Below are 21963 nucleotides of genomic sequence, written 5' to 3'. Positions count from 1 at the left end.
TGGAGATGCTATCCCATGGAAATTTCTGTCCTGAATCTGACTGATGCTATATCCCGTAACAGCCCCGTTACCACGGCGCCATTGGCCCCAACCCCGGCGCCTGTCTCACCTGAAGCGGTAGGCTCGCCCGCTGCGATTGTCACCATTAATCCGGTGATTGACCCACCGCCGGTTTATTCCGAGCCCATGGTAGTTGCGACCTATGTACGCGACAAATCCCACACCGGTGCTGCCGCCCAGGCCGCGAACCAGGCGCTGGTGAATTCACTGGCGCAAATCAAAGACAACAAAGCCAAATTTTCCGTGAGCAGCCTGTTTAGTCAGGTTGCGGCACTGAGCCGCGAAACCAGTGAATATCGCAATGAGGTTCGTCAATTTCGCGTACCACCCAAGGTAGCTGTCGATAAGTTTTCCCCGGATTTCTCCGCCGCGAAAGGCAAGCGCATTGAGTCAGTATTTTTGAATCTGCGCACGAAAGATGGCGATAGCATCAATATCCAATTCAGCCGCAATAATATTCGCGATGGCACTTCAGTGATGGAGTTTTCATTGGTTGTGGATGGCGATTTGTCAGAAGGCGAACAAAAAGCGCTGGCCGCCTTAATGGAAAAATTGGGGGCTATGGGCGATGAATTTTTTCGCGCCGACACTACCCAACTGCGCGGCTTAAAAGATGTTGATACCCAATTTATTACCGGGTTCAATTTCACCTTGCAGCGCTTCAATCCTGCGACGGATACCTACGTTGAACACAGTTATGAATTCAGTGTGGATGAGGTCGCGCAAACCCAAACCCTGCGCGCAGAGGATGTAAAGGGTTATAGCGTCAATATCACCAGCCAGTTGCAAAGTTTGGCGGGCACACCAAACCTTGAACGCGATGTGCTACAGCAATACCTGGATTTAATCGCGCAGGCAAGCGACGAAAGTGCAGCTCCCAATGCTTCCAAGCGGTTTATGTTGGATGCGTTTAATTCAGTGTTTGGCAGTTTTTTAAAATCTGTTATTGCTGAAGGGGATACGGAGAGTGATGCTGCGCAAGAAGCCATCGCCGCATTTGATTCCGGCATGCCGGATTTTACGGCCAGCTTTCGCTCTCCGGTGTATCACAACCCGGGTTATTACTCACAAGTGGCCGCGATGAGTTTGACACTGGAGCAACAGACTCGTACCGAGCAAAACGGTGATAATTTGTTGATAAAACAAAATACCCGTTACGACTTTAGTTACAGCAAATTTGAACATACCCCTAATGACTCGCTGGATATGTTGGGTGCTAATTACACCTATGTGCATGAGCGTAAAACTGCAGATAATAGCCGCATTTTATCCATGACGGGTGACCGGGTGAATAATCTCTGGATGGAACAAGAAGTCAATAAAGAAACCGAGCGTCAGCAGTTTGAAAATTATAAATTAGTTGAGCGTGAAGCTTATGAATATGGTGACAGGCGCTTACAGGAATATGCCGAGTTGATGAAAAAGCTCAATGCCAATAATCAACGCAGCGCGGTGCATGAATTATTAATTGCCAGCAAAGAAAAGTTATTTTTGGAAGTTTAATTAAGCTCTTGATTTTTATGGATACCCGCGTTCGCGGGTAGGACGATGAAGTAAGTGTGTTTTTTCAGTCGCGAACACCAGTAGAGTCAATCTGTTTGGTGTGCGCGATTTCGCTGTAGCGGATGTGGTGGATGATAGAATTTAATTCAGGGTTTTCTGTTGTTCTTTCACGTACTTCATAATATTGATAAAAGTATCGGTCCAATAAATATCTTTATTGTCCGCGAGATACTTTAACAATTCTTCGTGCGCCTCATTAGAAATACTCAGGTGATCGCCGCCAATACCATGAAGGGTGAAATTCATCATGGTGCCTTTTGCAGCCGCTTCTTTTACCAGTGCAATTAATTCCTTACCACTTACCTCGGCCGGGGTAGCCACTACTACCGCGTAGGGGTCAAGGGTTTTCATGTCCGGCACCACAGTACCAAACGCGGCTTTGGCCGCAACAAATTCACTTTTTACCAAGGGTAAATAGGGCGTGCCGGCTGCGTTTAAATCGCCGCAGGGAGTCGTGAAAGTACGCTCGGTTTTGCCATCAATCGCATGCAGCATAATATTGCCTACGCGAATTTGTGCGGCGAGTTGGGTAGCGCTGACCTTGTCCAAATCATTTTCCGGATGAACCCATTCGCGCCCGGCACCTTTACGTGAGCACTGGTGAAACAGTGTGTGGTTGGCAAGCTCATGGCCATTCACCGCTGCTTTGCGCCAGTCAGCCATGCGCGTAGCAACTGTGTCTGCCCCCAGCGTTAAATAAAAACTACCTTTTAAGCCGTATTTGTCCAGCGCCGGGATCGCGTTATCCAACTGCGAGGGTAGGGCATCGTCATAGGCCAGGTTTATTGCCGCCTTGGCACCGTTTGGCCATTTGAAAGTTTTGTCTGCCGCGAGAGTGAGTTGGCTGCCGAAAGCCAGCCCCAGACTGACAACTAAAGGAATTATTTTTTTCGTCATTGTTTTTGTCTCTGTTGTTTCTATTGTGAATGTTTCTAAGGTGATTGTTTTTGTGGGTGCGGCTGAACCTATTTAACGGATGGCGATTATTGTTTTTGTGTTGCTAACCATAGCTGCTGTAGGTTGAATTTGCTACGGTAGGTTGCCATTTTGTCACTGGGCTAATGTGAATATTTGTAAGGATTTTTTACGTGCGCAGGGCGTTAATGACAATCGGTGGACTACACTCAATACATGACACAACGCAGGGTACACCTCACATTGCGCCTCACAGTTCATTTACCGTTCAGTCTGGGCAGCGAACAATTGTTTCTCTCTTAATTGCAGTAAAAGGAGCAGATATATGTCGTTAAAAGGTTTGGTTAGCGAGTGGGAAAAACAGGCGCAGGGGATTCTGACCAAGGATACCTACAATGTGCATCTCACCATTGAAGATGCGGCGCGTATTGATGCTTTGGCGGAGATGTACCCCAAACGCACCAAGGAGCAATTAATTCGTGAACTTTTATCCGCCGCGTTAAATATGGTGGAGGAAAGTTTTCCCTATGTGCAGGGCAATCGAGTGATCGCCACCGATGAAATGGGTGATCCGCTGTATGAGGATATCGGCCCCGAGCCGCGCTTTATGCAGTTGTTGGAGAAACACCTGCAAAAGCATCAAGTCAGTAGTTGATGCGTATTTTTTATAAAGCGTAACTTTTTAGTCGAGATCGTTAACCGAGTTTGTTAGTCGGGCTCGTTAGCCGGTGCTTGCGGTGGGTGGCAACTGCCGACGCAACGCCGGTAAATAAGCCCCGAGCGCAAGTGCGCGGGCGATAACGTAGAGAATAAATGCCAACCACAGACCCTGGTTGCCCGCCCATTCAACGAGCAGCCACGCGGCAGCGAGGAATATCAGCAGCGATACCAGCGCCGCGTTACGCATGGCGCGGCTGGCGGTGGCGCCAATAAAAATCCCGTCCAGCTGAAATGCCATAAATGACAACAACACATAAGTAGCGGCATAGGGCAGGTAAGTTTGCGCTTGCAGTTGGATGGCTGGATGCGGGTTCAATGCGTTAATCGCCAGCGGTCCAAACAGCAACAATAAAAGCATTAATCCGGCGGCACAGGCAGCAGCAATTTGGGTGGAGACCACAATCACGCGATCAAACAACTGGCGATTGCGCGCACCTATGGCTTTACCTACCAGCGACTCCAACGCAAAAGCAAAACCATCCAGAAAAAACGCCGCAAAGGACAAAAACTGTAACAGGATATGGTTGGCCGCGAGCACCGTATCGCCAAATTGCGCCCCTTGATTAGCGAACCAGCCAAAACCGGTGAGCATAAACAGCGTGCGCCACATGATGTCACTATTGGTTTTTAAGGTACTGACTAATGCGCTGCGCTGAAAAATATGGGACCAAATAAAAAAAGATTCCGCCTGCGGTTTGCGTAGCAGCCGATAAAGAACCCGCGCGCCCACTAGCACACAAGTCCATTCGGCGATAACCGTACCTAACGCTATGCCGCGCACCCCCCAGTCAAACCCCACAACAAAAACCACATCCAGAATTAAGTTCACGCCATTCAGCAGTAGTTGTAACCAGAGTAATTGCCGGGTGTGCCCAAGGCCAATCAGCGTGCCCATAATCGCGTAGGTGGCGAGTGTGGCTGGTGCGCCCCAAATGCGCGTATGCATATAAACCTGCGCGGCTTGCTCAACGGCAACACTGCCATCCAACAACCAAAACGCGAGCAGATTTAACGGGTACTGCAGCAAGATCAGTAGCAACCCAATTGCAACGCCCAGCAGCAGCGCTCGTCCATAAGCCGTGCGCACTTCGCGGTAATCACCGGCGCCCGCCGCCTGGGCGGTAAAACCGCTGGTGCCCATGCGCAAAAAACCAAAACCCCAGAAGAGAAAACTGAAAATCAGCGAACCCAGCGCAATTGCGCCCAAATCTGCAGCGGTGCCGCTGTGGCCGATCACGGCGGTATCCACCAAACCGAGCAAGGGCACGGCGGCATTGGCGAGAATAATCGGAATCGCCAAGCGAATAATCGCGCTGTGACGGGTATTAACCAGCGGGGCTGGCTGTGGGTGATCTGAAGTGGTGGTGTTATTCATTGGGTAAGAAGTTATTCAACGGGATGGTGAGTTATTGATAGGGAGTCGAGTGAATATATCAGTTGGGCGAAGAATAACTGCATGGATATGCGCCTAAAAGGCGGCGACTTGCGTATAACCGGATAACCCACCTAAATAGATAATGGAGAGAATATGTCGCAGCCAGTCAGCCCCACCGAAAATAATACCCCGGTGCATTTGCCCTGCCGGGGTTGTATGGACACTTGCCCGCACTATGCCACTTGCGATGGCAAACCCTGGCGTGACGATGGACAGCCAAAACCCGCACCGCATTAGCCCCGCACAGCATTAAGCCCGCTAAAAATAAAAAACCCGGCTAATTGCCGGGTTCGGTGACAAATCCTAATTTTAAAATACCCGCTCGCTGCACCGCCGCCATGGTTTGTATCACATGTTCGTAGGCCGCCGCTTTATCGCCGCGAATGTGAATTTCCGGTTGCGGTTGTTTGCTTGCTTCAGCGGTGAGGCGGGCTTCCAAATCCTCAAAACTGACTTGGGTTTCGTTCCAGAAAATCGCCCCGTCGGCATTGACGGCAAGGCTGATAGTTTCCGGTTTTAATTCATTGGGGGTATTGTCGGCACGCGGTAAATCCACTTTTACCGAATGGGTTAATACCGGCACGGTGATAATAAAAATAATCAGCAATACCAACATGACATCCACCAAGGGCGTCATGTTGATTTCGCTCATGACTTCGCTATCGTCGTCGAGACCTCCACCAAATGCCATGGCTTAACCCTCTTTGCGCGGAGTAAGTTTGGTGATGGTGCCTTTGTTTTGCATTGGGCTGCCGGTGATGAAATAAGCGTGCAGCTGATGGGCAAAACGGTTGAGCTTGTTGAGTACACCTTTATTGGCGCGGTTTAAGGCGTTGTAGCCCAGCACCGCTGGAATGGCGACGGCCAAACCAAAGGCGGTCATGATCAATGCTTCACCTACCGGGCCGGCTACTTTGTCGATACTCGCCTGACCCGATACACCAATGCCAACCAACGCATGGTAAATACCCCACACGGTGCCAAACAAACCTACAAACGGCGCGGTAGATCCCACTGACGCCAACACCGCCAAACCACGCTGTAAACGTTCGGCGCTTTCATCGATAGAACCACGCAAGCAGGCAGTGAGCCATTCGGCGAGCGGCAAGTGACCGTGCAAGTCATCTTTGTGGTTGCTGTGGTGATCCAGCGCCGCCTGACCTTCTTCGGCTAAATGGCGAAATGGAGTGGTGCGATCTTCCCCCAAGGTGCGCAAACCCTCGGCAAAACTTTGGGCGTGCCAGAAATCGTTTAAGCCCTGAGCCGAGCTGCGCAGGCGCCACAGGCCCCAGGCGCGCACCACAATTACCCACCAGCTGGCGATGGACATGACGAGCAAAATAATTGCGACACCTTTGATCAGTGCGTCGCCCTGTGCCCAGATGGAAGCTATGCCGTAAGGTGAATCCATAAAAACCTCGTTGTAGCGGTAGAAGTAAAAATCAGTTGTGGCAATCCGAGTAAAACAATCAGTGCAAATTAAATTCGAGTGGCTGTTCGTACCAGAAATCGATGGCTTGGCCGCCCTGGGTGGCGGGTTGGTAACGCCAACGTTTCACAGCATTGATCGCCGCTTCATCCAGCCGTTTGAAACCACTGCTGGCTTTCAGTTTTATCTCGCCGACGCTGCCGTCGGCGCGAATGAGAATTTCAAGCACCACCAGCCCTTCTTCCCGTAAACGCCGCGAGAGGCTGGGGTAGGCTGGTGCGGGGTTGCTGATTTGCCCGGCATCGGCGCGCGGTGGCACTACGGGTGCAGGTGCTGCCGGTTTGGGTTCAGCCGGTTGTGCGACCGGTGGAGTCGGTAGTGGTTCTGGTTCGGGTGCCTTTACTGCCCGCTCGGACGGCGGTGCTTTGGGCAGCGGTTTGGGTTTTGGCTTGGGCGTTGGTTCCGGCTTTTTTTCCGGGGGTGGTGGTGGCGGGAGCGGTTCGGGCGGTGGTGGCGTTGGCTCTGGTTCCGCCATCACAATCACACCTTGAATAGTGGGTTGAACTATCTCCACCGGCGCGGGTTCAGGCGCGGACAAAACGATTGCCGCTAATGCTCCCAGATGCACACCAGCAACGAGCAGAAGAGAAATCAGTGAGCTGTGTTTGGACGACATCAACGAAGCACTAGCCTTGGCAAGGGTTAAATAACAAAACAGTGTTAATGATAATTCTTCTCAAATGTAAAGGCAATATAAACTCCTGTTTAGTCAAAGAAAGCGAGCGATTGCCTGAACAATTGGCTGGGTTACCGGTGAAGGCTCTGGCTGTTCTTATTCCTAAAAGCTTGATTTAGCGGGATTTTTAAGAAATAAAAAACCATCCAGCCAAGGGTAAATGCGGCCTGCGGGTGTTAACCTACCCAGCAGTCGCGATCAGTGCTTGCCCCCTGTGTTTGTATATAAAGCTAATAAAAAATTGTGTTTGCCGTTATGAGTCAAATCAATCGAGAGCATTTTTTCTCTAACCATGCCCTTGTCGGCTACGGCCTGTTAGTGCTGTTGGCACTGGGCGCGCCCTTGGTCAGCGCCCAGCCGAATACCGAGCCGGGCACCAAAGAAACCATGGAATACCGCTATTGGGATTGGGGAGTAACCCCCAAGCGCGATGATTATCAGGTGCAGCTGTTACGGCTGGCGCTGGATAAAACCCGTAGCAGTCATGGTGCATTCAAAATCCTGCGCGTAAAAGCCGAATTCTCCACGCCCCGTGTGCGACGCGAGCTGAGCCGGGGGAAAATAATCAATGTGCAGGTTGGCCCTTGGCGGCGGGTGAGTCAGTCGGTGGGGCGAAGCGCTGATCCTGCTATCCGGATTGATATCCCGCTTTATAAAGGCTTGCTGGGCTATCGTCACTTGATTGTCCGGAGCGAGGATCAGGCTCGTTTTGCCGCCATCACCCAGGTATCTGCCTTAAAACGTCTCGTGGCGGGGCAAGTGCGTGGCTGGGTGGATACGGATGTTTATCGCGCCAATGGCTATCAGGTGCAAGACAGCTCCAATATCAGCAATGTACTGGCGATGTTAAACGCCAAGCGCTATGACTATGTCCCCATGAGTATTGTGGAGGCGCCACTGCTACTGGAGAGTCAGGCTGAACGGGGCTACAAGATGGTAGTGGCACAGCGCCCTTTGCTCTATTTTCCTTTGCCTTTTGTGTTTTATGTGAGCATTCATGAGTCGGAATTGGCCCAGCGCCTGGAGGAGGGGTTGCGCATTGCCCAGTCCGATGGTTCATTTGATGAGTTGTTTACGCGCACCTTTGCCGCTGAAATCGCCTTGATCAAACAGCAGCAGGGGGACTACTTTGTGCTGCACAACCCGCTGCTGCCCGCCCACCTGCAAAAGGTGCCCAGCTTCCTCGACTAAGGAGTTTATGTGCCCGGTTTCCCCTCCCAGCTGCAAACCTTGATCCAGATAAAAACCGCCAATCGCCCTTGGCATATTCCGTTTATGGTCGCGCTGGGGGCGGGTGTTCCTGCGCTGGTTGGGGCACTGCTTGGGCGCGTGGATCTGGCTATTTTGGCGGCGATGGGGGCCATGGTGTTTTTGTATATCCAACCGCTGCCATTGTTGCAACGCATGCGTCGCTTATTTTGGTGTTCTCTGGGATTAGTTGCCTGTTTTGCCTTGGGGCTCGGTGCCAGTTTTAGCGTTTATACGGGGACAGCGGCGCTTTTTGTGGCGGTGTTTGGCGCCACACTTATCACCCGGTTTTACGCTGTAGCACCGCCGGGTAGTTTCTTTTTTATCCTGGTGACGGTGATTGGCATTATTCAACCCTTAGGGGTTGCCCAGTTGCCTCTGCGCGCGGGGTTGGTCGCTGCCGGTGCGGGGTTTTCCTGCTTTTTGGCGTTGCTTTACAGCCTTCTTCCGCGCGCTTATCCGCCGCAGGAGGCTCCCGCTGCAGCCACTGTGGTGCGCCCTTTTGCGCTGATACTGGAAGCGGGTGTCATCGCCTTTTTTGTCGCCACTTCGTATGTGATTGCAATTGCCTTGTCGCTGGATAACCCCTATTGGGTACCTATTTCCTGTGCTGCAGTTATGCAGGGTGCCAGTTTCCGCATGGTGGTGCAGCGCAAGCTGCATCGGGTGTTTGGAACGGCGCTCGGGCTGGTTTTGGCTGCACTGTTATTCACGCTGCCACTTACCCCTGTAGCTATTGCACTCTTAATAATGCTGTTGACCTTTGTTGTGGAGTTTTTAGTGATGCGCAATTACGGCCTCGCGGTGATTTTTATCACGCCGTTGACCGTACTCTTTGCAGAGGCGACTGCTGTGAATTGGGTGCCTGAGGTGCTATTGCGGGCGCGCTTGTTGGATATTGTCTTGGGTAGTTTGCTGGGGCTGATTGGCGGTTGGGTGGTATATCACCCAACCGCATTTGAGCGGATGGAGCGCTGGTTGATACGGTTGTGTCGCTGTTCTTCCTAAAATATTCAGGTGTTAACCAGTGTGTGATTAAACAGCTCGGCTTCGATAAAACTGAGCAGTTTACGGTAGCCGGGGTTTAGTGTGCGGCGCGCTTCGCGTACATCCACATAATAGGCGGCACGCTGACCGTGATATTCCACCACCGGCCCCAGCTGGGTGCAGTGAATCCCTACAAATTTGAGGCTGCGCGCCAGGCGCGGCTCCATCATCAAATAAATATGCACCCGGCGGGTTTTGTGACACAGCGCCATGGCAGATAAGTACAGGCTCACCGCAATGTAGGGAAACGCGCGCATTTCGTGGGCGGAGAAAGTCTCTTCATTGATTACCCCGGTCGCTGCACCTTCCTGCTGGTCGGATTGGCGTTTGCGAAACAGCGCGGGCACGGCCAGGCGCGACAACTCACAAATTTGATGAGGTAAAAAGTTGTGGGGGGCAAGGCTTTCGTGGGTTACAGCCTGTGCACAGTATTTTTGCAGTGGCAGTAAATCATCGCTGCTTTTGGTGGTGATGACACGCACTGTACCTGCCAGTTGTTCGCTTTTGATATGGCGAATGGCGCAGTGAACCGAGCGCTGGTCAAATTCATCCTGCTCGATTTGTTCGGGTTTGGTGTCCTCGAAATGCAACTCTTCGCAATAGACTTTGTGGCGCAATTGATAAACCTCGTGCTTCAGGGTCTCGCTCAGCGCCAATTGTGGCGTTAGGTACTGCGAGAAGTGCTTGGCAATTGCCATGGCATCTTCGCGGTCAATCGCTCCGGCGGGGTTTTTATTGGTGATTGGTGCACTTGTGTCTGTAGGGGTAGCTTGCGGCTCTAACGGCTGGCTGGGCAATGCTTGCGTCTTCATAAAATCCTTGGCACGGGAATAGTGAATCAACGGGAAATGGCTACAGCGTAGCACTGCATCGATTAAATTGATGAGTGCTATACTCGCCCGCTCTTGTAACAGAGTGGCGCCAAAGGCTCCACTATTTATGAATATTTTAGTAGGCATTTATGGAATTTTTTGTACTGCTGGGTCTTATTGTGCTTAACGGCGTATTTGCCATGTCGGAAATTGCCATAGTGACGGCAAAAAAGTCCCGCCTTACTGCTCTGGCGGCTAAGGGCAGCCAATCGGCGGCGGCTGCATTAAAACTCGCGGAAGAGCCCACCCAGTTCCTCTCCACTGTCCAGATCGGTATTACCTCTATCGGTATCATGAACGGTATTTTTGGGGAGTCTGTATTCGCCGAACCCTTTGCCCTGTGGCTGCAAACCCTCGGTGTGCCCACCAATATTAGCGATAATTTCGCCACCATTTTGGTGGTAGTGGTGGTCACTTATTTATCCATTGTGGTGGGCGAGTTAGTGCCCAAGCGTATCGGTCAACTCAGTGCCGAGCGCATCGCCTGCGTGATGGCAAGACCCATGCAGTTATTGGCGATCCTCACCAAACCCTTTGTCGCGCTGCTTTCTATGTCCACCCGTTATTTAATGCGCATTATGGGTTTTCACCAAATGCAGGGGCATCAGGTTACTGAAGAGGATATTCACGCGATGCTGGATGAGGGCTCAAGCTCGGGCATATTGGAGGAGCAAGAGCACACCATGGTGAAAAATGTACTGCGTCTTGAAGCGCGCAGCATTGTGTCACTGATGGTGCCGCGCGCGGATGTCATCTATCTGGATACTGCTTTGTCGCTGGAGGACAACTATGCGCGTGTTATGCAATCGCCCCATACGCGGTTTCCGGTGTGCACCAAACAAAATGACAATGTGATTGGCATCATCAACGCCAAAGAGTTATTGGCTGAAGCCATTCGCGGCAATCAAGTGGATTTGGCGACTATGGCGCAACCCTGCCAGGTAGTGCCGGAATCGCTCACGGCGATGGAGTTATTGGAGTTCTTCCGTTCCTCGCGCAGCCAAATGGTGTTTGTCGTGGATGAATATGGCGATATGAAAGGCATAGTCACCTTGCAGGATTTGCTGGAAGCACTCACCGGTGAATTTATCAGTGAAGATGATCAGGATGCGTTTATTATTCGCCGCGATGACGGCTCCTTCCTGCTCGATGGCATGCTGCCAGTGCTGGATATTAAAGACTGCCTTGAGCTTGCCGAACTGCCGGACGAGGGTGATTACCAAACCCTTAACGGGCTGATGATGTTGCTGATTGGGCGCATGCCCGCTACGGGCGACAAAGCCCAATTGCAAGGCTGGCAGCTGGAAATTGTGGATATGGATGGCCGCCGCATCGACAAGGTGCTCGCCTGTAAAATCGATCAGGAAGACGATAATTAAGCTGACGCATACGTATTCATGGGCGCAGGGGCAAAGCAGGGCTTGGCACTGGTGTTATGAATGGGCTTTACTCACAAAGTTCATTCTCATAATGCTAATACCCAATGGAGCCCACTTCATGAAACGCCTGCTTTCCCTGTTTATTGCTGCGAGCCTGCTCGCTGGTTGTTCCGAATCCGGTACTTCCACTCCCCCCAATCAAAACCAACTTCTCAACCAAACGCCCACCAGTGCAAATGCCAGCAGTGCGGCTTATCAATCCCTTGTGATTAATGAAGATGCCAATGCCTGGTGGCATAACGCCATTATTTACGAGATCTGGCCGCGCTCTTTTCAGGACGCCGACGGCGATGGCAGCGGTGATTTCAACGGCATGACCAGCAAGCTGGATTACCTGAAAGGGTTGGGGGTGAACGGTATTTGGCTGACGCCGGTGTTTGAAGCGCCTTCTTATCACGGTTACGACTTTCAGGATTTTTACAACGTCGAATCCGACTACGGCACCATGGCAGAGTTTGAAAACTTTATCGCCGAAGCCCACAAGCGCGACATCAAAGTGATTCTGGATTTAGTGCTCAATCACATCTCCGATAAACACGATTGGTTTATTAAATCTGCCAATAAAGAAGCGGGTTACGAGGATTATTTTATTTGGCGCGACGACCGCCCCGAAAGCGGTTGGGGCCAGCCCTGGTCGAGCGAATCCAACCCTGCGGCGGTATGGCATTGGAATGAAACACGCAAAGCCTATTATTACGGCGCCTTCGGTGGCAGCCAGCCGGATTTAAATCTCACCAAACAAGTCGTGATCGATGAATTAAATAAACTCGCCACTTTCTGGTTAGAAAAAGGTGTGGATGGTTTCCGTTTGGATGCAGTGCGTTATGCGGTGGAAGAGGGCGGTTATCCATTACAAGCGGATACCCAAGGCACAATCGACTACTGGACTATTTTTACCCAACACGTGAAATCCATAAAACCGGATGCCATGTTAGTCGCCGAAGCTTGGGCGGATCTAAATACCATCGGCAAATACCGCGATAACGGCAAAGGTTTGGACTCCGCTTTTGATTTTGATTTTGGCACCATGGTGGTTGATATCCTCAACCCCGCGGTTAAACAAAGCGCAGATTTCGGCACCCTCGGCAACAATACAATGCAACAAAATCGCGAAAACCTGTGGGCCAATTTGCAAGCGCGCAAAGCGGCCGCACCGATGAATTATTTTTCACCCTTCCTCACCAATCACGATCAAAACCGCATCATGTTGTCGCTCAACGGCGATATGAACAAAGCAAAAATTGCCGCGAGTTTATTAATGACAACTCCTGGCACTTTGTACCTGTATTACGGCGAAGAAATTGGTATGTCGCAATACAAAACCGGCGATGATCAATACCGCCGCGCGATTATGCAATGGAACGACGAGCCCTCCGCCGGTTTTAATAGCACCGCCAATTTTTGGTTGGATCAAGGCAAGTGGTTCCCCTGGGTGCAAAACCACGAAGGCTGGTTTGCCAATTATTGGCAAGGGCTGCAAGGCAAAGGCTTATCAGTCGCGGCGCAAAGTGCCGACGCAAATTCCCTGCTCAATCACTACAAACGTTTAATCGCCGTGCGCAACAACAACCCAACCCTCAAACAACCGGACGAAATCCGTTATTACCCGGTGGATAATCAGGATGTTTGGCTGGTAGAAAAAATTGGCGAGACCGGCAGCCTGTGGGTAGTGATTAATTTAAATTCAAGCACAGCCGCCGAAGTACAAATCCCCAACGCACTGCAAGGTGCACGCACCGAAAAACTCAGCGGTAAAGAAATCAACCTGACTGAACGCATTACCTTACAACCGGCGGAGGCGTTGATTTTTTAATTTTTTCTCGGGCGCAGAATTCATAAAAAAAATTCTGCGCTTGTTGTTTAGGCTGCGTTGTTTAGGTTGAATTGTTTAGATTGAATGGTTTAGATCCAGTTGTTTAGACCGAGTTATTTCGCCTACCTTATATTTTTCTTTCCTGCCTCACTTCTACGCGTTACCGTTGTTTATTGCGCGGTATTTCTTGGTATTAACTTTTCTTATTTGCCGTCGTTGTTGGCATGCTTGTATGCTGGGTCGGCTTTTCACCTCTGATTGTTTGTTATTGCCCAGGAAATAATGATGAAGAACTGGCTATTTACCTTTGCTGCCCTGAGTTGTCTGATTTACGCCTCTGCGGCAGCCGCAAGTACCGCTGAAACAAAATTACCATCACACTCTACGGAAAATGACTACGCCCGCGTCAGTGCTGACGGCAAGGTGGCGGTGGCGACGGTGAACCCCTATGCCACGCAGATTGCGATGGATACGGTGGCGCGCGGTGGTAATGCGTTGGATGCGGCGATTGCAGCAACCTTTGCACTGGGTGTGGTGGATGGCCATAACTCGGGCATTGGTGGTGGCTGTTTTATTCTGGTGCGTTTGGCCGATGGGCGGGTGCTTGCGATTGATGGGCGTGAGATGGCGCCAGCGGCGGCAACACGCGATATGTTTTTGATGGATGGCAAGGCCGATGCGGAGTTGAGCCGCACCGGTGCGTTGGCAGTGGGAGTTCCCGGTTCGGTATTGGCGCTGGATAAGTTGCGGCAATTGGGTGCTGCGTTGCGCTGGCGGGATTTAATTTTGCCCTCCGCCGAATTGGCGGATGAGGGGTTTGTGGTGTCCCATAGCCTTGCGGAGCGATTGGCGGCAACCGCACCTAATTTGGCGAAATTCCCTGCCAGCGCCGCGATTTATCTGGACGCTAAACAACAGCCTTGGGTGGCTGGCAGTGAGCTGCGTCAGAAAGATTTGGCAGATACTTATCGCTCTATTGCGAAACAAGGGTCAGCCTATTTTTATCAGGGCGATTTTGCGCGCAAAACCGAGCGCTGGATGCAGCAAAATGGTGGTTTGATCACCCGCAAAGATTTTTCCAATTACCAAATCAAAATGCGCAAACCAATCGTTTCCGAATTTGCCGGTTACACCCTTTATGGTTTTCCGCTACCCAGTTCCGGCGGCACCCATGTGGCGCAAATCCTGAATATTCTTGAACAATTTGATTTGGAAAAAACCACCACCAGCGAGCGTTATCACCTGATTGCCGAGGCGATGAAATTTGCCTTTGCCGATCGCGCCCATTGGTTGGGCGATGCGGATTTCACCCGTGTGCCGCGCGGCCTTACCGATAAAAATTACGCGCGCAGCATTGCCCAAAAAATCAGTTTGGAAAAAACCACGGCCGCGATTACCCACGGCAATCCTGAAGTGGATATCCAGCACCTGATGAACAAACACACCACCCATATTGCGGCGGCGGATTTGCACGGCAATTGGGTTGCCATTACCTCAACGGTAAACACCAGTTTTGGTAGCAAGGTCGTTATTCCCGGTACCGGTGTGGTGCTCAACAACCAAATGGATGATTTTTCTGCGCAGGTGGGTGCAGCCAATGCGTTTGGTTTGGTGGGGTCAGATGCGAACGCAGTTGCTGCAAAAAAACGCCCATTGTCCAGCATGAGCCCGACGCTGGTATTTAAAGGCGACCAACCGGTGATGACGCTCGGCGCGGCGGGTGGGCCCACGATTATCTCGCAAGTAGTGCAAACGCTGCTGTATCGCCTGCAGGACAATATGCCACTGGCGGAAGCCATGGCACAGCCACGTATTCACCAGCAGTGGAACCCGAATCAATTATTTGTGGAAGCGCGCATGCCGCAACCGGTACAGGAAGCGTTGCAGGAAAAAGGCCACAACCTGAAAGTCTGGTCGCGCATGGGTGCTTCACAGGCGATTGAATTGCGCGATGGCAAATTAATTCCCGTGGCCGAACCGCGGGTGATTGAACAAAACAGCGGGCGATAATTTCTAAAAGGTTTTCAGCGATTCATGTGCGCCGCGCGGATTTTTTCATCTGCGCGGCGCGCTTATTCTTTAATGCTCCGCTGTCGCGGATTTAGCTAACCTCGGTTTTCCGCTGATTTTTTCTGCCAGTCCCTGCACCAGGCAGTAGAGCAGGGGCACCATAAAAATCGCCAGCAGGGTCGCAACCAACATCCCACCAAATACTGTTAACCCCAATGTTACCCGCGCGCCAGCACCGGCACCGGAGGCCAGAACCAAAGGCACTACCCCGAGGATAAATGCGAAGGAGGTCATAAGTATTGGACGCAGGCGCAGCAGTGCTGCTTCCAGTGCCGCATCACGCAGGGCTTGGCCTTGTTCGTATTTCATTTTGGCAAACTCCACAATCAAAATGGCGTTCTTGGCGGCGAGGCCAATCACCAATACCAAACCGATTTGGGTGTAAACCGACCCCGGCGCGCCGGTAATCCACAGGGTAAACATGGCACCAAAAATTCCGAAGGGTAGGGACAAGAGCACTGCAAAGGGAATCGCCCAGCTCTCATAGAGTGCCGCGAGGAACAGAAATACCACCACCAGCGCCAGGGCCAAAATAGGTGCGGTTTGCCCCGCACTTTCCTGCTCTTGCCGCGACAGCCCCGCCCATTCAAAACCATAGCCCTCGGGTAGGGTTTCCGCCGCTACGGCGGCCAGTGCTGCCAGGGTTTCTCCAGAGCTGAAACCTGTAGCTGGCTTCCCGCCAATCTCGGCGGCGGTGTAACCGTTAAAGCGTTTCAGCACAAACGGCGTGCCGGTTTTTTCGGTGCTCACCAGCGTGGAGAGCGGCACCATATGGCCTTGGTTGCTGCGCACAAATAGCAACCCCAGTGCTTCGGTGTTGTCGCGAAAGGCGCTGTCGGCTTGCAAGGTGACCTTATAGGTGCGACCAAACTGCGAGAAGTCGTTCACCTGTAAACCGCCGAGCATGGCCTGCAGGGTGGAGAACACTTCCGAGAGCGGAACGCCCAGTTTTTTTGCTTTTTCGCGATCCACATGAATACGAATGGCCGGGGTGGAGGTTTGCAGTTTGGAGAATACCGAGCCAATTTCCGGCCGCTGTTGCGCCGCTGCCACAAAATTATTGGCGACCTCTTCCAGCGCTTTGGCACCTTTACCGGATTTATCCTGCAGCATCATGCTAAAGCCGCCGGTGGCTGATAGCCCGGGAATGGCCGGTGGGTTAAACGGCAGTACCTGTGCCTCGGTAATCGCCTGCGCCTGGGCGTAGAAACTGCCGATAATCGCGCGCAGTGAGGTCTCCGCCGTGGTGCGCTCTGACCAATCCTTAAGCCGGATCACCAATAACCCCGCGTTGGATTGCGGCGCCCCGACCAACAGGTTCACACCACTGACGCCAATGGTTTTATCCACCCCCGGAATTTGCAGTGCCAGGGCTTCCACCCGGCGCATGGTTTCTTGCGTGCGCGCCAAGGTGGCCGCTTCCGGCAGGGTGACAGCGGCTAAAAAGTAACCCTGATCTTCATCCGGCACAAAGGTGGTGGGCACTTGTTTGAATAACCCGCCGGTGGCGATCACCAGCCCAACCAGTAGCAGCAATGCGAGGGTACTGCGGCGAATACCCAGCGCTACACCGCGCCCATAGCGGGTGGTGATGGCGTCAAACTGGCGGTTGAATCCGGCAAAAAAGCGTTGGATCAGGCTGTTATCTTTGGGGTCTTTGTGGCGTAACAGCATGGCGCACAGGGCGGGGGTGAGGGTCAGGGCGACCAGCGCCGAGATCAACACCGCGACCGCGACCGTCAAACCAAACTGGCGAAACATCACACCCGATATTCCCCCCAACAGTGCCACCGGCACAAACACCGCACAGAGCACCAGGGCGATGGCAATCACCGGTCCCGAGACTTCGCGCATGGCGCGGACAGTAGCGTCCCGTGCGGTTAAGCGATTGTGTTCCATGTGATGTTCAACCGCTTCCACCACGACGATGGCATCGTCCACCACTATGCCTATCGCCAATACCAGCGCAAACAGGGTGAGGGTATTGATGGAAAAACCCAAGGCCACAAATACCGCCAGAGTACCAATCAGGCTCACCGGTACGGCGAGCATGGGAATCAGCGTGGCGCGCCAGCTTTGCAAAAATAACGTGACGACCACCAGCACCAATAGCATGGCCTCCACAAAGGTTTTGAGTACCTCGCGCATGGATTCAGTCACAAAAATGGTGTTGTCGGTGACTATATCCAGCGCCAGATCGGGCGGGAAATCGCCTTGCACGCGGGCCAGTTCCGCGCGGATTTGCTCGGCAACGTCCAGTGCATTGGCATCCGGTGTGAGGTTGATGGCGTAAATAGCGGCCGGATTGCCTTTGAAGGAGCCGAAGTAGAGGAAATCTTTTGCGGTTAATTCACAGCGGGCGACATCGCCCAAGCGCACAAAATCGCCTTTGCTGTTGCTTTTCAGGATCACCGCACAGAATTCTTCTGGTTGCACCAATCGCCCTTGTACCAGCGCTGAGTATTGTGAACTTTGGGTGGCGGGCGCCGGGTATTGGCCAAAGGTTCCGGCTGGCACCTGGGTATTTTGTTCGCGCAGGGCTTGGCTTACATCGTTGGCGGTCACCCCGTGTTTGGCCATTTGAGTGGGCTCGAGCCAAATACGCATGCCAAAATCGGCGCCGTATTCATTCACGTTACCTACACCGGGAATACGTTTGAGCACATCGGTAATGTAGATGCTGCCGTAGTTTTTCAGGAACAACTGGTCGTAACTGCCCTTGGGGGAATGCAGGGCGTAGTACATGAGTACATCGGGTGTCTGTTTGCGAATGGTGACGCCCGCTTGAGTCACTTCGCCGGGCAAACTCGGGTTGGCGGTAGCGGCACGGTTTTGGGTGAGTACCGCGGCCATATCGGCGTTGCGTTCCAGCCCAAAAGTGACGTTGAGTGAATAGAGCCCACTGCCGTTGGATTGCGAATCCATATACAGCATGCCCTCCACACCGTTGACCTTATCCTCAATCACCTGCGCCACACTTTCCTGCACTACCTCGGCATTGGCGCCCACATAAGCGGTACTGACGTTGATGGTGGGCAAGGTGATTTGCGGGTATTGGGCAATGGGCAACACAATCAGCGCCAATGCGCCGCAGAGTGAAATAAACAGCGACAGCACAATTGCAAACACGGGGCGATCAATAAAAAAGTGCGCCATGGTTAATCCCCCTGTGCAGCGTTGACTGCAGCGTCGGGGCCGGCGCTCTCAATAACAGTGTGGCTCTCAATAACAGCTGCGCTATCGATGGCGATGGCCTTAACCTGCATGCCGGGGCGCGCTTTATGGTGACCATCCACAATCACCTGTTCACCTTCACTCAGGCCACTGATGATTTGCACAAAACCATTGGCCTGGGCACCCAGTTTGACTTCCCGCTGTTCTACCGTGCCGCTGCTATCCACCAGGCTAATAAAATTTCTATCCAGCACTTCCTGCACGGCGCGGTTGGGAATTAACAGGGCGTCATCAATTTGTTTTACCACGGCGCGAATGCGCCCAAACATGCCCGGGCGTAATACTTCCTGCGGGTTGGGGAAGGTGGCGGCCACGGCAAAAGTGCCGGTATCGCTGGAGATGGTGCGGTCAGAAAAGGTGATTAAACCGCTCTCGGGGTAGAGGCTGCCGTCGGCCAAAAGAAGTTTGACCGGAAGCAGCGGGCGGGGTTGGTTGGATTCCAGAATCGGGCGCACCAGTTGCAGATAATCGCGCTCGCTCAGGGCGAAATCCACGCGCACACTTTCGGTGGTGGATACCGTCGCCATCAGCGTTTGGTTGGCCGTCACCAATTCGCCAATTTTGACTTGTGCCCGCCCGATGCGACCATTGTAGGGCGACACAATCGCGGACTCCTGCATCATGGTTTGTGCCTGATTTAATTGTGCCTGCGCTGCGTCCAGTGCGGCTTTGGCTTGCGCGACTTTGTTGATAATGTCGTCGTAAGCCTGGCGGGAAATAGTGCCTTTCTCCACCAGGGTTTTATAGCGCGTTTGATCGGCCAGCACCTTGGTTTGGTCGGCTTGCGCCTTGCTCACATTGGCTTTGGCCTCGTTCAGGGCCGCGAGTAAACTGTCGCTGTCGATACGAAACAGCGGCTGCCCCTGCTGCACCAAACTGCCTTCCTCAAACTCTACCGAAAGCACACGGCCATTCACTTTGGAGCGAATTTCCGCCTCCTCAACGGCCGCTACCTCGCCGATAAAATCCCGCTCAATTTCTATCGCACGTCGCTCCGGTTGTTGAGCACTGACTTGCACCGGGCTTGGGCCCGCCGGAGCGGGTTTGTCACAACCAACTAAAGCTAAACAAAACACGGCAGCAATAAGAGCACGGGTCTGCATGGCGGCGATCCTTTTGAGGTGGTGGGCGATAGTTCTGGCTAGGGATTAGCGCATTATTTGTTTCGCAATTTTTCCGTCTTTCATAATCACCAGAAAATTTTTCTCCGGGTCTGCCACCAAATTGATATCGGCCAGCGGGTCGCCATCAACCAGTAACAGGTCTGCCAATGCTCCCGGTTCGATTACCCCTAATTTACCGGGGTAGGGGTTGCGTGGGCCGGAGAGCGCCAGCAGTTCGGCATTGCCACTGGTGGCCATCATTAATACCTCGGCGGGTGTGTACCAGCGGATCATTTTGGCGAGCTGCGCACCCTGGCGTGCGGTGAGTTTGGCGTCGAATAAACTGTCGGTGCCCCAAGCGACCTTGATGTTGTATTTTTTTGCCAAGGCAAATGCAGTGTCGGTACCCTGGGTGACTTGCAATTGTTTCGCCCGATTGGCGGAACCTTCTGGTTGCGGGTTGGCATCTTCATCATCCAGAAAGGGTTGTAAGCTGAGCCACACGCCTTTTTTTGCCGCGAGTTTTGCGGTGGCTTCATCAATTAATTGCGCGTGGTCTATCACTTTTACGCCCGCATTAATGGCAGTTTGAATAGCGCGCGGTGTGTAGGCATGCACGGTGACATATGTACCCCAATTTTCTGCAGCATCCACCGCTGCGCGAAATTCCGCTTCGGTATATTGCGCAACATCCAGTGGGTCGTAATTGGAGGAAACACCACCGCCTGCCGCTAATTTTATTTGCGATGCGCCGAGCATTAATTGTTCGCGGGTGCGGCGTAAAACTTCGTCGGCGCCATCGGCAATCGCGGCACCACCGGTGACTTCTGAATGATGTAAATGGCTGTTGGCGGTGCGCGGTAATTCATTCAGGCTGCGATAATCCGCGTGGCCACTGGTTTGCGAAATCATCGCCCCCGAAGGCCAAATGCGCGGCCCTTCAATCAAACTTTCATCTATCGCCCGTTTGATGCTGAACACTGGCCCGGCCAAATCGCGCACACTGGTAAAACCACGCAGCAATGTTTTTTTTGCTTCGCGCGCAGCAATTAAATTCAAATACCCCGGCTCACCGTTTAGCGCCACCTGCAGGGGTGTTGCTGTCATCATCATGTGAAAGTGCGCATCAATTAACCCCGGCATGAGGGTGCGCCCCTCGCCATTAATAATCAGCGTGTCTGCACGTTTATTTACGGGGATAGGTGTAGCAGAAATACTTTCTATTTTATTGCCGCGGACCAATACATTGGTGGGTGCAGAAAGTTTGCTGCTTTTGCCGTCGAACACTTTCACATTTTCAAATAACACGGTGGTTGGTGACGGAGTTTGTGCGGCGGCAGAACCAGTGAAAAAAACACTGCTAATTATTAACGGTATCGCCAGGCTCAAACCTTTTAAAAAAATGAAATCGATTTTGGTTTTAATGTCGGTTTTGGTGTAGCTGTTGCGAACAATCATTGCCATTTTCTCCATAGGACTAAGCACAATATTGATCGATAGATTTTGATAAAAACGCAACGCTTAACAATCTTAGAAACTGGCGCGCTTCCAACCCTCTGCGCCGTTGCACAACAAATACTGCCCTTCGAGCGATACACCTTCGGCATCAAATAAACTGATGGCGAGGGTTTTACAGGGCTGTTGATTTTTTTGCGCTGCACTCACCAGCACCACTGTGCCGTTGATTTTGGAATTGGGGTTAAACCAGGTGATAGGGGTGCCGATGTTATTGTCATTCAGCGCTTGCAGGGCGTGAGTTTCGATCAGGGCCAAATCCTCGTTGCCCAGGGTTTGCAGGCGCGATTGGCTAATCTGCCATTGACCTTGTGCATTTTTGCAAATGGTGAAGCCATAGGTTTCAGTGTTTTTGGGCGCAGAAGAGAAATTTAACAGCGTGCGACGACAGGGAATTCCCGCTTCGGTGTAACTGAGTTTAGGCAGGATTTTTACGCTGAGTTTGGATTGCGGTGCTTGCCATTGGGTGATTTTTTTTGTCGGGCGTTTGCTCCAGTACGGTACTAATTTCCACTTTCAATTGCTGCATGTCGCTGTCAGACAATTGGCTGGGCAGGGTGTTTTTCATAAAGCCGAAGTTACTCGCGGCCGCGGGCAGGGCAATGCACCCCAGTAGCACTGCCCCCATCAGCCGGGCGAGGGTTGTGCGCCGCAGGTAAGTGGTGCGGCGAGGTTCGGTAGGTGACTGGATAAATGAAAGTGTGGGTCTTGTTTTCAGCATAAACTCCGTCTCTTGTTAGGGGGATATTTCGGTACTCACCCAG

Annotated in this window: 19 protein-coding genes; 8 read left to right on the top strand and 11 right to left on the bottom strand. The window is 52.3% G+C overall.

Going from position 1 to position 21963, the window contains the following annotated elements; all coding sequences use genetic code 11:
* Positions 1–15: 15 nt before the first annotated feature.
* Positions 16–1563, top strand: coding sequence for a hypothetical protein (locus D0B88_RS16515; protein WP_151058515.1), 1548 nt, complete (start codon positions 16–18; stop codon positions 1561–1563).
* Positions 1564–1704: 141 nt separating this feature from the next.
* Here D0B88_RS16515 and D0B88_RS16510 read toward each other — a convergent pair whose 3' ends face one another.
* The gene (locus tag D0B88_RS16510; RefSeq protein ID WP_007643804.1) at positions 1705–2520 is read right to left on the bottom strand and encodes a polysaccharide deacetylase family protein; all 816 of its coding nucleotides are present in this window, start codon (positions 2518–2520) and stop codon (positions 1705–1707) included.
* A gap of 343 nt (positions 2521–2863) precedes the next feature.
* On the opposite strand from D0B88_RS16510, the gene D0B88_RS16505 reads away from it, so the two are divergent.
* A complete protein-coding gene (locus tag D0B88_RS16505; protein ID WP_007643802.1) occupies positions 2864–3193 on the top strand; it encodes a hypothetical protein in 330 nt (109 codons plus the stop codon).
* A 66-nt stretch (positions 3194–3259) separates the two neighbouring features.
* On the opposite strand, the gene D0B88_RS16500 is transcribed toward D0B88_RS16505, so the two are convergent.
* Entirely contained in the window at positions 3260–4633 is a 1374-nt protein-coding gene (locus D0B88_RS16500; RefSeq protein ID WP_151058513.1) for an MATE family efflux transporter, read from the bottom strand.
* A gap of 153 nt (positions 4634–4786) precedes the next feature.
* On the opposite strand from D0B88_RS16500, the gene D0B88_RS19025 reads away from it, so the two are divergent.
* Positions 4787–4930 carry a hypothetical protein gene (locus tag D0B88_RS19025; RefSeq protein WP_007643798.1) on the top strand — a complete coding sequence of 48 codons (144 nt, stop codon included), beginning with the start codon at positions 4787–4789 and terminating at the stop codon, positions 4928–4930.
* A gap of 40 nt (positions 4931–4970) precedes the next feature.
* On the opposite strand, the gene D0B88_RS16495 is transcribed toward D0B88_RS19025, so the two are convergent.
* From D0B88_RS16495 to D0B88_RS16485, 3 genes are read right to left on the bottom strand one after another with little or no spacing between them, the layout of a single operon-like run.
* Positions 4971–5384, bottom strand: coding sequence for a biopolymer transporter ExbD (locus D0B88_RS16495; RefSeq protein WP_007643796.1), 414 nt, complete (start codon positions 5382–5384; stop codon positions 4971–4973).
* Positions 5385–5387: 3 nt separating this feature from the next.
* Positions 5388–6104 carry a MotA/TolQ/ExbB proton channel family protein gene (locus D0B88_RS16490; RefSeq protein ID WP_007643794.1) on the bottom strand — a complete coding sequence of 239 codons (717 nt, stop codon included), beginning with the start codon at positions 6102–6104 and terminating at the stop codon, positions 5388–5390.
* A 58-nt stretch (positions 6105–6162) separates the two neighbouring features.
* Positions 6163–6798: an energy transducer TonB gene (locus D0B88_RS16485; RefSeq protein ID WP_007643792.1), complete on the bottom strand. Its 636-nt coding sequence runs from the start codon at positions 6796–6798 to the stop codon at positions 6163–6165.
* Positions 6799–7113: 315 nt separating this feature from the next.
* Between D0B88_RS16485 and D0B88_RS16480 the strand changes: the two genes are divergently transcribed.
* Positions 7114–8049, top strand: coding sequence for a transporter substrate-binding domain-containing protein (locus D0B88_RS16480; protein ID WP_050977076.1), 936 nt, complete (start codon positions 7114–7116; stop codon positions 8047–8049).
* A 9-nt stretch (positions 8050–8058) separates the two neighbouring features.
* The gene (locus tag D0B88_RS16475; protein ID WP_151058511.1) at positions 8059–9114 is read left to right on the top strand and encodes an FUSC family protein; all 1056 of its coding nucleotides are present in this window, start codon (positions 8059–8061) and stop codon (positions 9112–9114) included.
* A 5-nt stretch (positions 9115–9119) separates the two neighbouring features.
* Here D0B88_RS16475 and D0B88_RS16470 read toward each other — a convergent pair whose 3' ends face one another.
* Complete coding sequence (locus tag D0B88_RS16470; protein ID WP_050977075.1) at positions 9120–9965, bottom strand: PEP-CTERM/exosortase system-associated acyltransferase; 846 nt, start codon at positions 9963–9965, stop codon at positions 9120–9122.
* Positions 9966–10114: 149 nt separating this feature from the next.
* Between D0B88_RS16470 and D0B88_RS16465 the strand changes: the two genes are divergently transcribed.
* From D0B88_RS16465 to ggt, 3 genes are all read left to right on the top strand, one after another.
* Positions 10115–11404, top strand: coding sequence for a hemolysin family protein (locus D0B88_RS16465; RefSeq protein ID WP_007643785.1), 1290 nt, complete (start codon positions 10115–10117; stop codon positions 11402–11404).
* Positions 11405–11522: 118 nt separating this feature from the next.
* Positions 11523–13277 carry an alpha-amylase family glycosyl hydrolase gene (locus D0B88_RS16460; protein ID WP_151058509.1) on the top strand — a complete coding sequence of 585 codons (1755 nt, stop codon included), beginning with the start codon at positions 11523–11525 and terminating at the stop codon, positions 13275–13277.
* Between the two features lie 282 nt (positions 13278–13559).
* On the top strand, positions 13560–15287 hold the full coding sequence (ggt, locus tag D0B88_RS16455) for a gamma-glutamyltransferase (protein ID WP_225318424.1): 1728 nt from the start codon (positions 13560–13562) through the stop codon (positions 15285–15287).
* A 69-nt stretch (positions 15288–15356) separates the two neighbouring features.
* On the opposite strand, the gene D0B88_RS16450 is transcribed toward ggt, so the two are convergent.
* The 5 genes from D0B88_RS16450 to D0B88_RS19175 all read right to left on the bottom strand — a co-directional run bounded on the left by D0B88_RS16450 (position 15357) and on the right by D0B88_RS19175 (position 21920).
* Positions 15357–18503: an efflux RND transporter permease subunit gene (locus D0B88_RS16450; RefSeq protein ID WP_151058505.1), complete on the bottom strand. Its 3147-nt coding sequence runs from the start codon at positions 18501–18503 to the stop codon at positions 15357–15359.
* A 2-nt stretch (positions 18504–18505) separates the two neighbouring features.
* Positions 18506–19684 (bottom strand): efflux RND transporter periplasmic adaptor subunit, encoded by a 1179-nt coding sequence (locus D0B88_RS16445; RefSeq protein WP_151058503.1) that lies wholly within the window; start codon positions 19682–19684, stop codon positions 18506–18508.
* A gap of 45 nt (positions 19685–19729) precedes the next feature.
* Positions 19730–21148 carry an amidohydrolase family protein gene (locus D0B88_RS16440; RefSeq protein ID WP_225318423.1) on the bottom strand — a complete coding sequence of 473 codons (1419 nt, stop codon included), beginning with the start codon at positions 21146–21148 and terminating at the stop codon, positions 19730–19732.
* 66 nt (positions 21149–21214) lie between these two features.
* Positions 21215–21457: a hypothetical protein gene (locus tag D0B88_RS19180; RefSeq protein WP_225318422.1), complete on the bottom strand. Its 243-nt coding sequence runs from the start codon at positions 21455–21457 to the stop codon at positions 21215–21217.
* A 160-nt stretch (positions 21458–21617) separates the two neighbouring features.
* Positions 21618–21920 (bottom strand): hypothetical protein, encoded by a 303-nt coding sequence (locus D0B88_RS19175; protein ID WP_225318421.1) that lies wholly within the window; start codon positions 21918–21920, stop codon positions 21618–21620.
* Between the last annotated feature and the right edge of the window lie 43 nt (positions 21921–21963).

The organism is Cellvibrio sp. KY-YJ-3, assembly GCF_008806955.1.
GTDB lineage: Bacteria > Pseudomonadota > Gammaproteobacteria > Pseudomonadales > Cellvibrionaceae > Cellvibrio.
This window is presented reverse-complemented; position numbering and strand designations above follow the sequence as displayed.

Excerpts from the sequence above, each read along its gene's own strand:
- D0B88_RS16515 (WP_151058515.1), top strand. The coding sequence starts at position 16 with ATGGAAATTTCTGTCCTGAATCTGACTGATGCTATATCCCGTAACAGC.
- D0B88_RS16510 (WP_007643804.1), bottom strand. The coding sequence starts at position 2,520 with ATGACGAAAAAAATAATTCCTTTAGTTGTCAGTCTGGGGCTGGCTTTC.
- D0B88_RS16505 (WP_007643802.1), top strand. The coding sequence starts at position 2,864 with ATGTCGTTAAAAGGTTTGGTTAGCGAGTGGGAAAAACAGGCGCAGGGG.
- D0B88_RS16500 (WP_151058513.1), bottom strand. The coding sequence starts at position 4,633 with ATGAATAACACCACCACTTCAGATCACCCACAGCCAGCCCCGCTGGTT.
- D0B88_RS19025 (WP_007643798.1), top strand. The coding sequence starts at position 4,787 with ATGTCGCAGCCAGTCAGCCCCACCGAAAATAATACCCCGGTGCATTTG.
- D0B88_RS16495 (WP_007643796.1), bottom strand. The coding sequence starts at position 5,384 with ATGGCATTTGGTGGAGGTCTCGACGACGATAGCGAAGTCATGAGCGAA.
- D0B88_RS16490 (WP_007643794.1), bottom strand. The coding sequence starts at position 6,104 with ATGGATTCACCTTACGGCATAGCTTCCATCTGGGCACAGGGCGACGCA.
- D0B88_RS16485 (WP_007643792.1), bottom strand. The coding sequence starts at position 6,798 with ATGTCGTCCAAACACAGCTCACTGATTTCTCTTCTGCTCGTTGCTGGT.
- D0B88_RS16480 (WP_050977076.1), top strand. The coding sequence starts at position 7,114 with ATGAGTCAAATCAATCGAGAGCATTTTTTCTCTAACCATGCCCTTGTC.
- D0B88_RS16470 (WP_050977075.1), bottom strand. The coding sequence starts at position 9,965 with ATGAAGACGCAAGCATTGCCCAGCCAGCCGTTAGAGCCGCAAGCTACC.
- D0B88_RS16465 (WP_007643785.1), top strand. The coding sequence starts at position 10,115 with ATGGAATTTTTTGTACTGCTGGGTCTTATTGTGCTTAACGGCGTATTT.
- D0B88_RS16460 (WP_151058509.1), top strand. The coding sequence starts at position 11,523 with ATGAAACGCCTGCTTTCCCTGTTTATTGCTGCGAGCCTGCTCGCTGGT.
- ggt (WP_225318424.1), top strand. The coding sequence starts at position 13,560 with ATGATGAAGAACTGGCTATTTACCTTTGCTGCCCTGAGTTGTCTGATT.
- D0B88_RS16450 (WP_151058505.1), bottom strand. The coding sequence starts at position 18,503 with ATGGCGCACTTTTTTATTGATCGCCCCGTGTTTGCAATTGTGCTGTCG.
- D0B88_RS16445 (WP_151058503.1), bottom strand. The coding sequence starts at position 19,684 with ATGCAGACCCGTGCTCTTATTGCTGCCGTGTTTTGTTTAGCTTTAGTT.
- D0B88_RS16440 (WP_225318423.1), bottom strand. The coding sequence starts at position 21,148 with ATGGCAATGATTGTTCGCAACAGCTACACCAAAACCGACATTAAAACC.
- D0B88_RS19175 (WP_225318421.1), bottom strand. The coding sequence starts at position 21,920 with ATGCTGAAAACAAGACCCACACTTTCATTTATCCAGTCACCTACCGAA.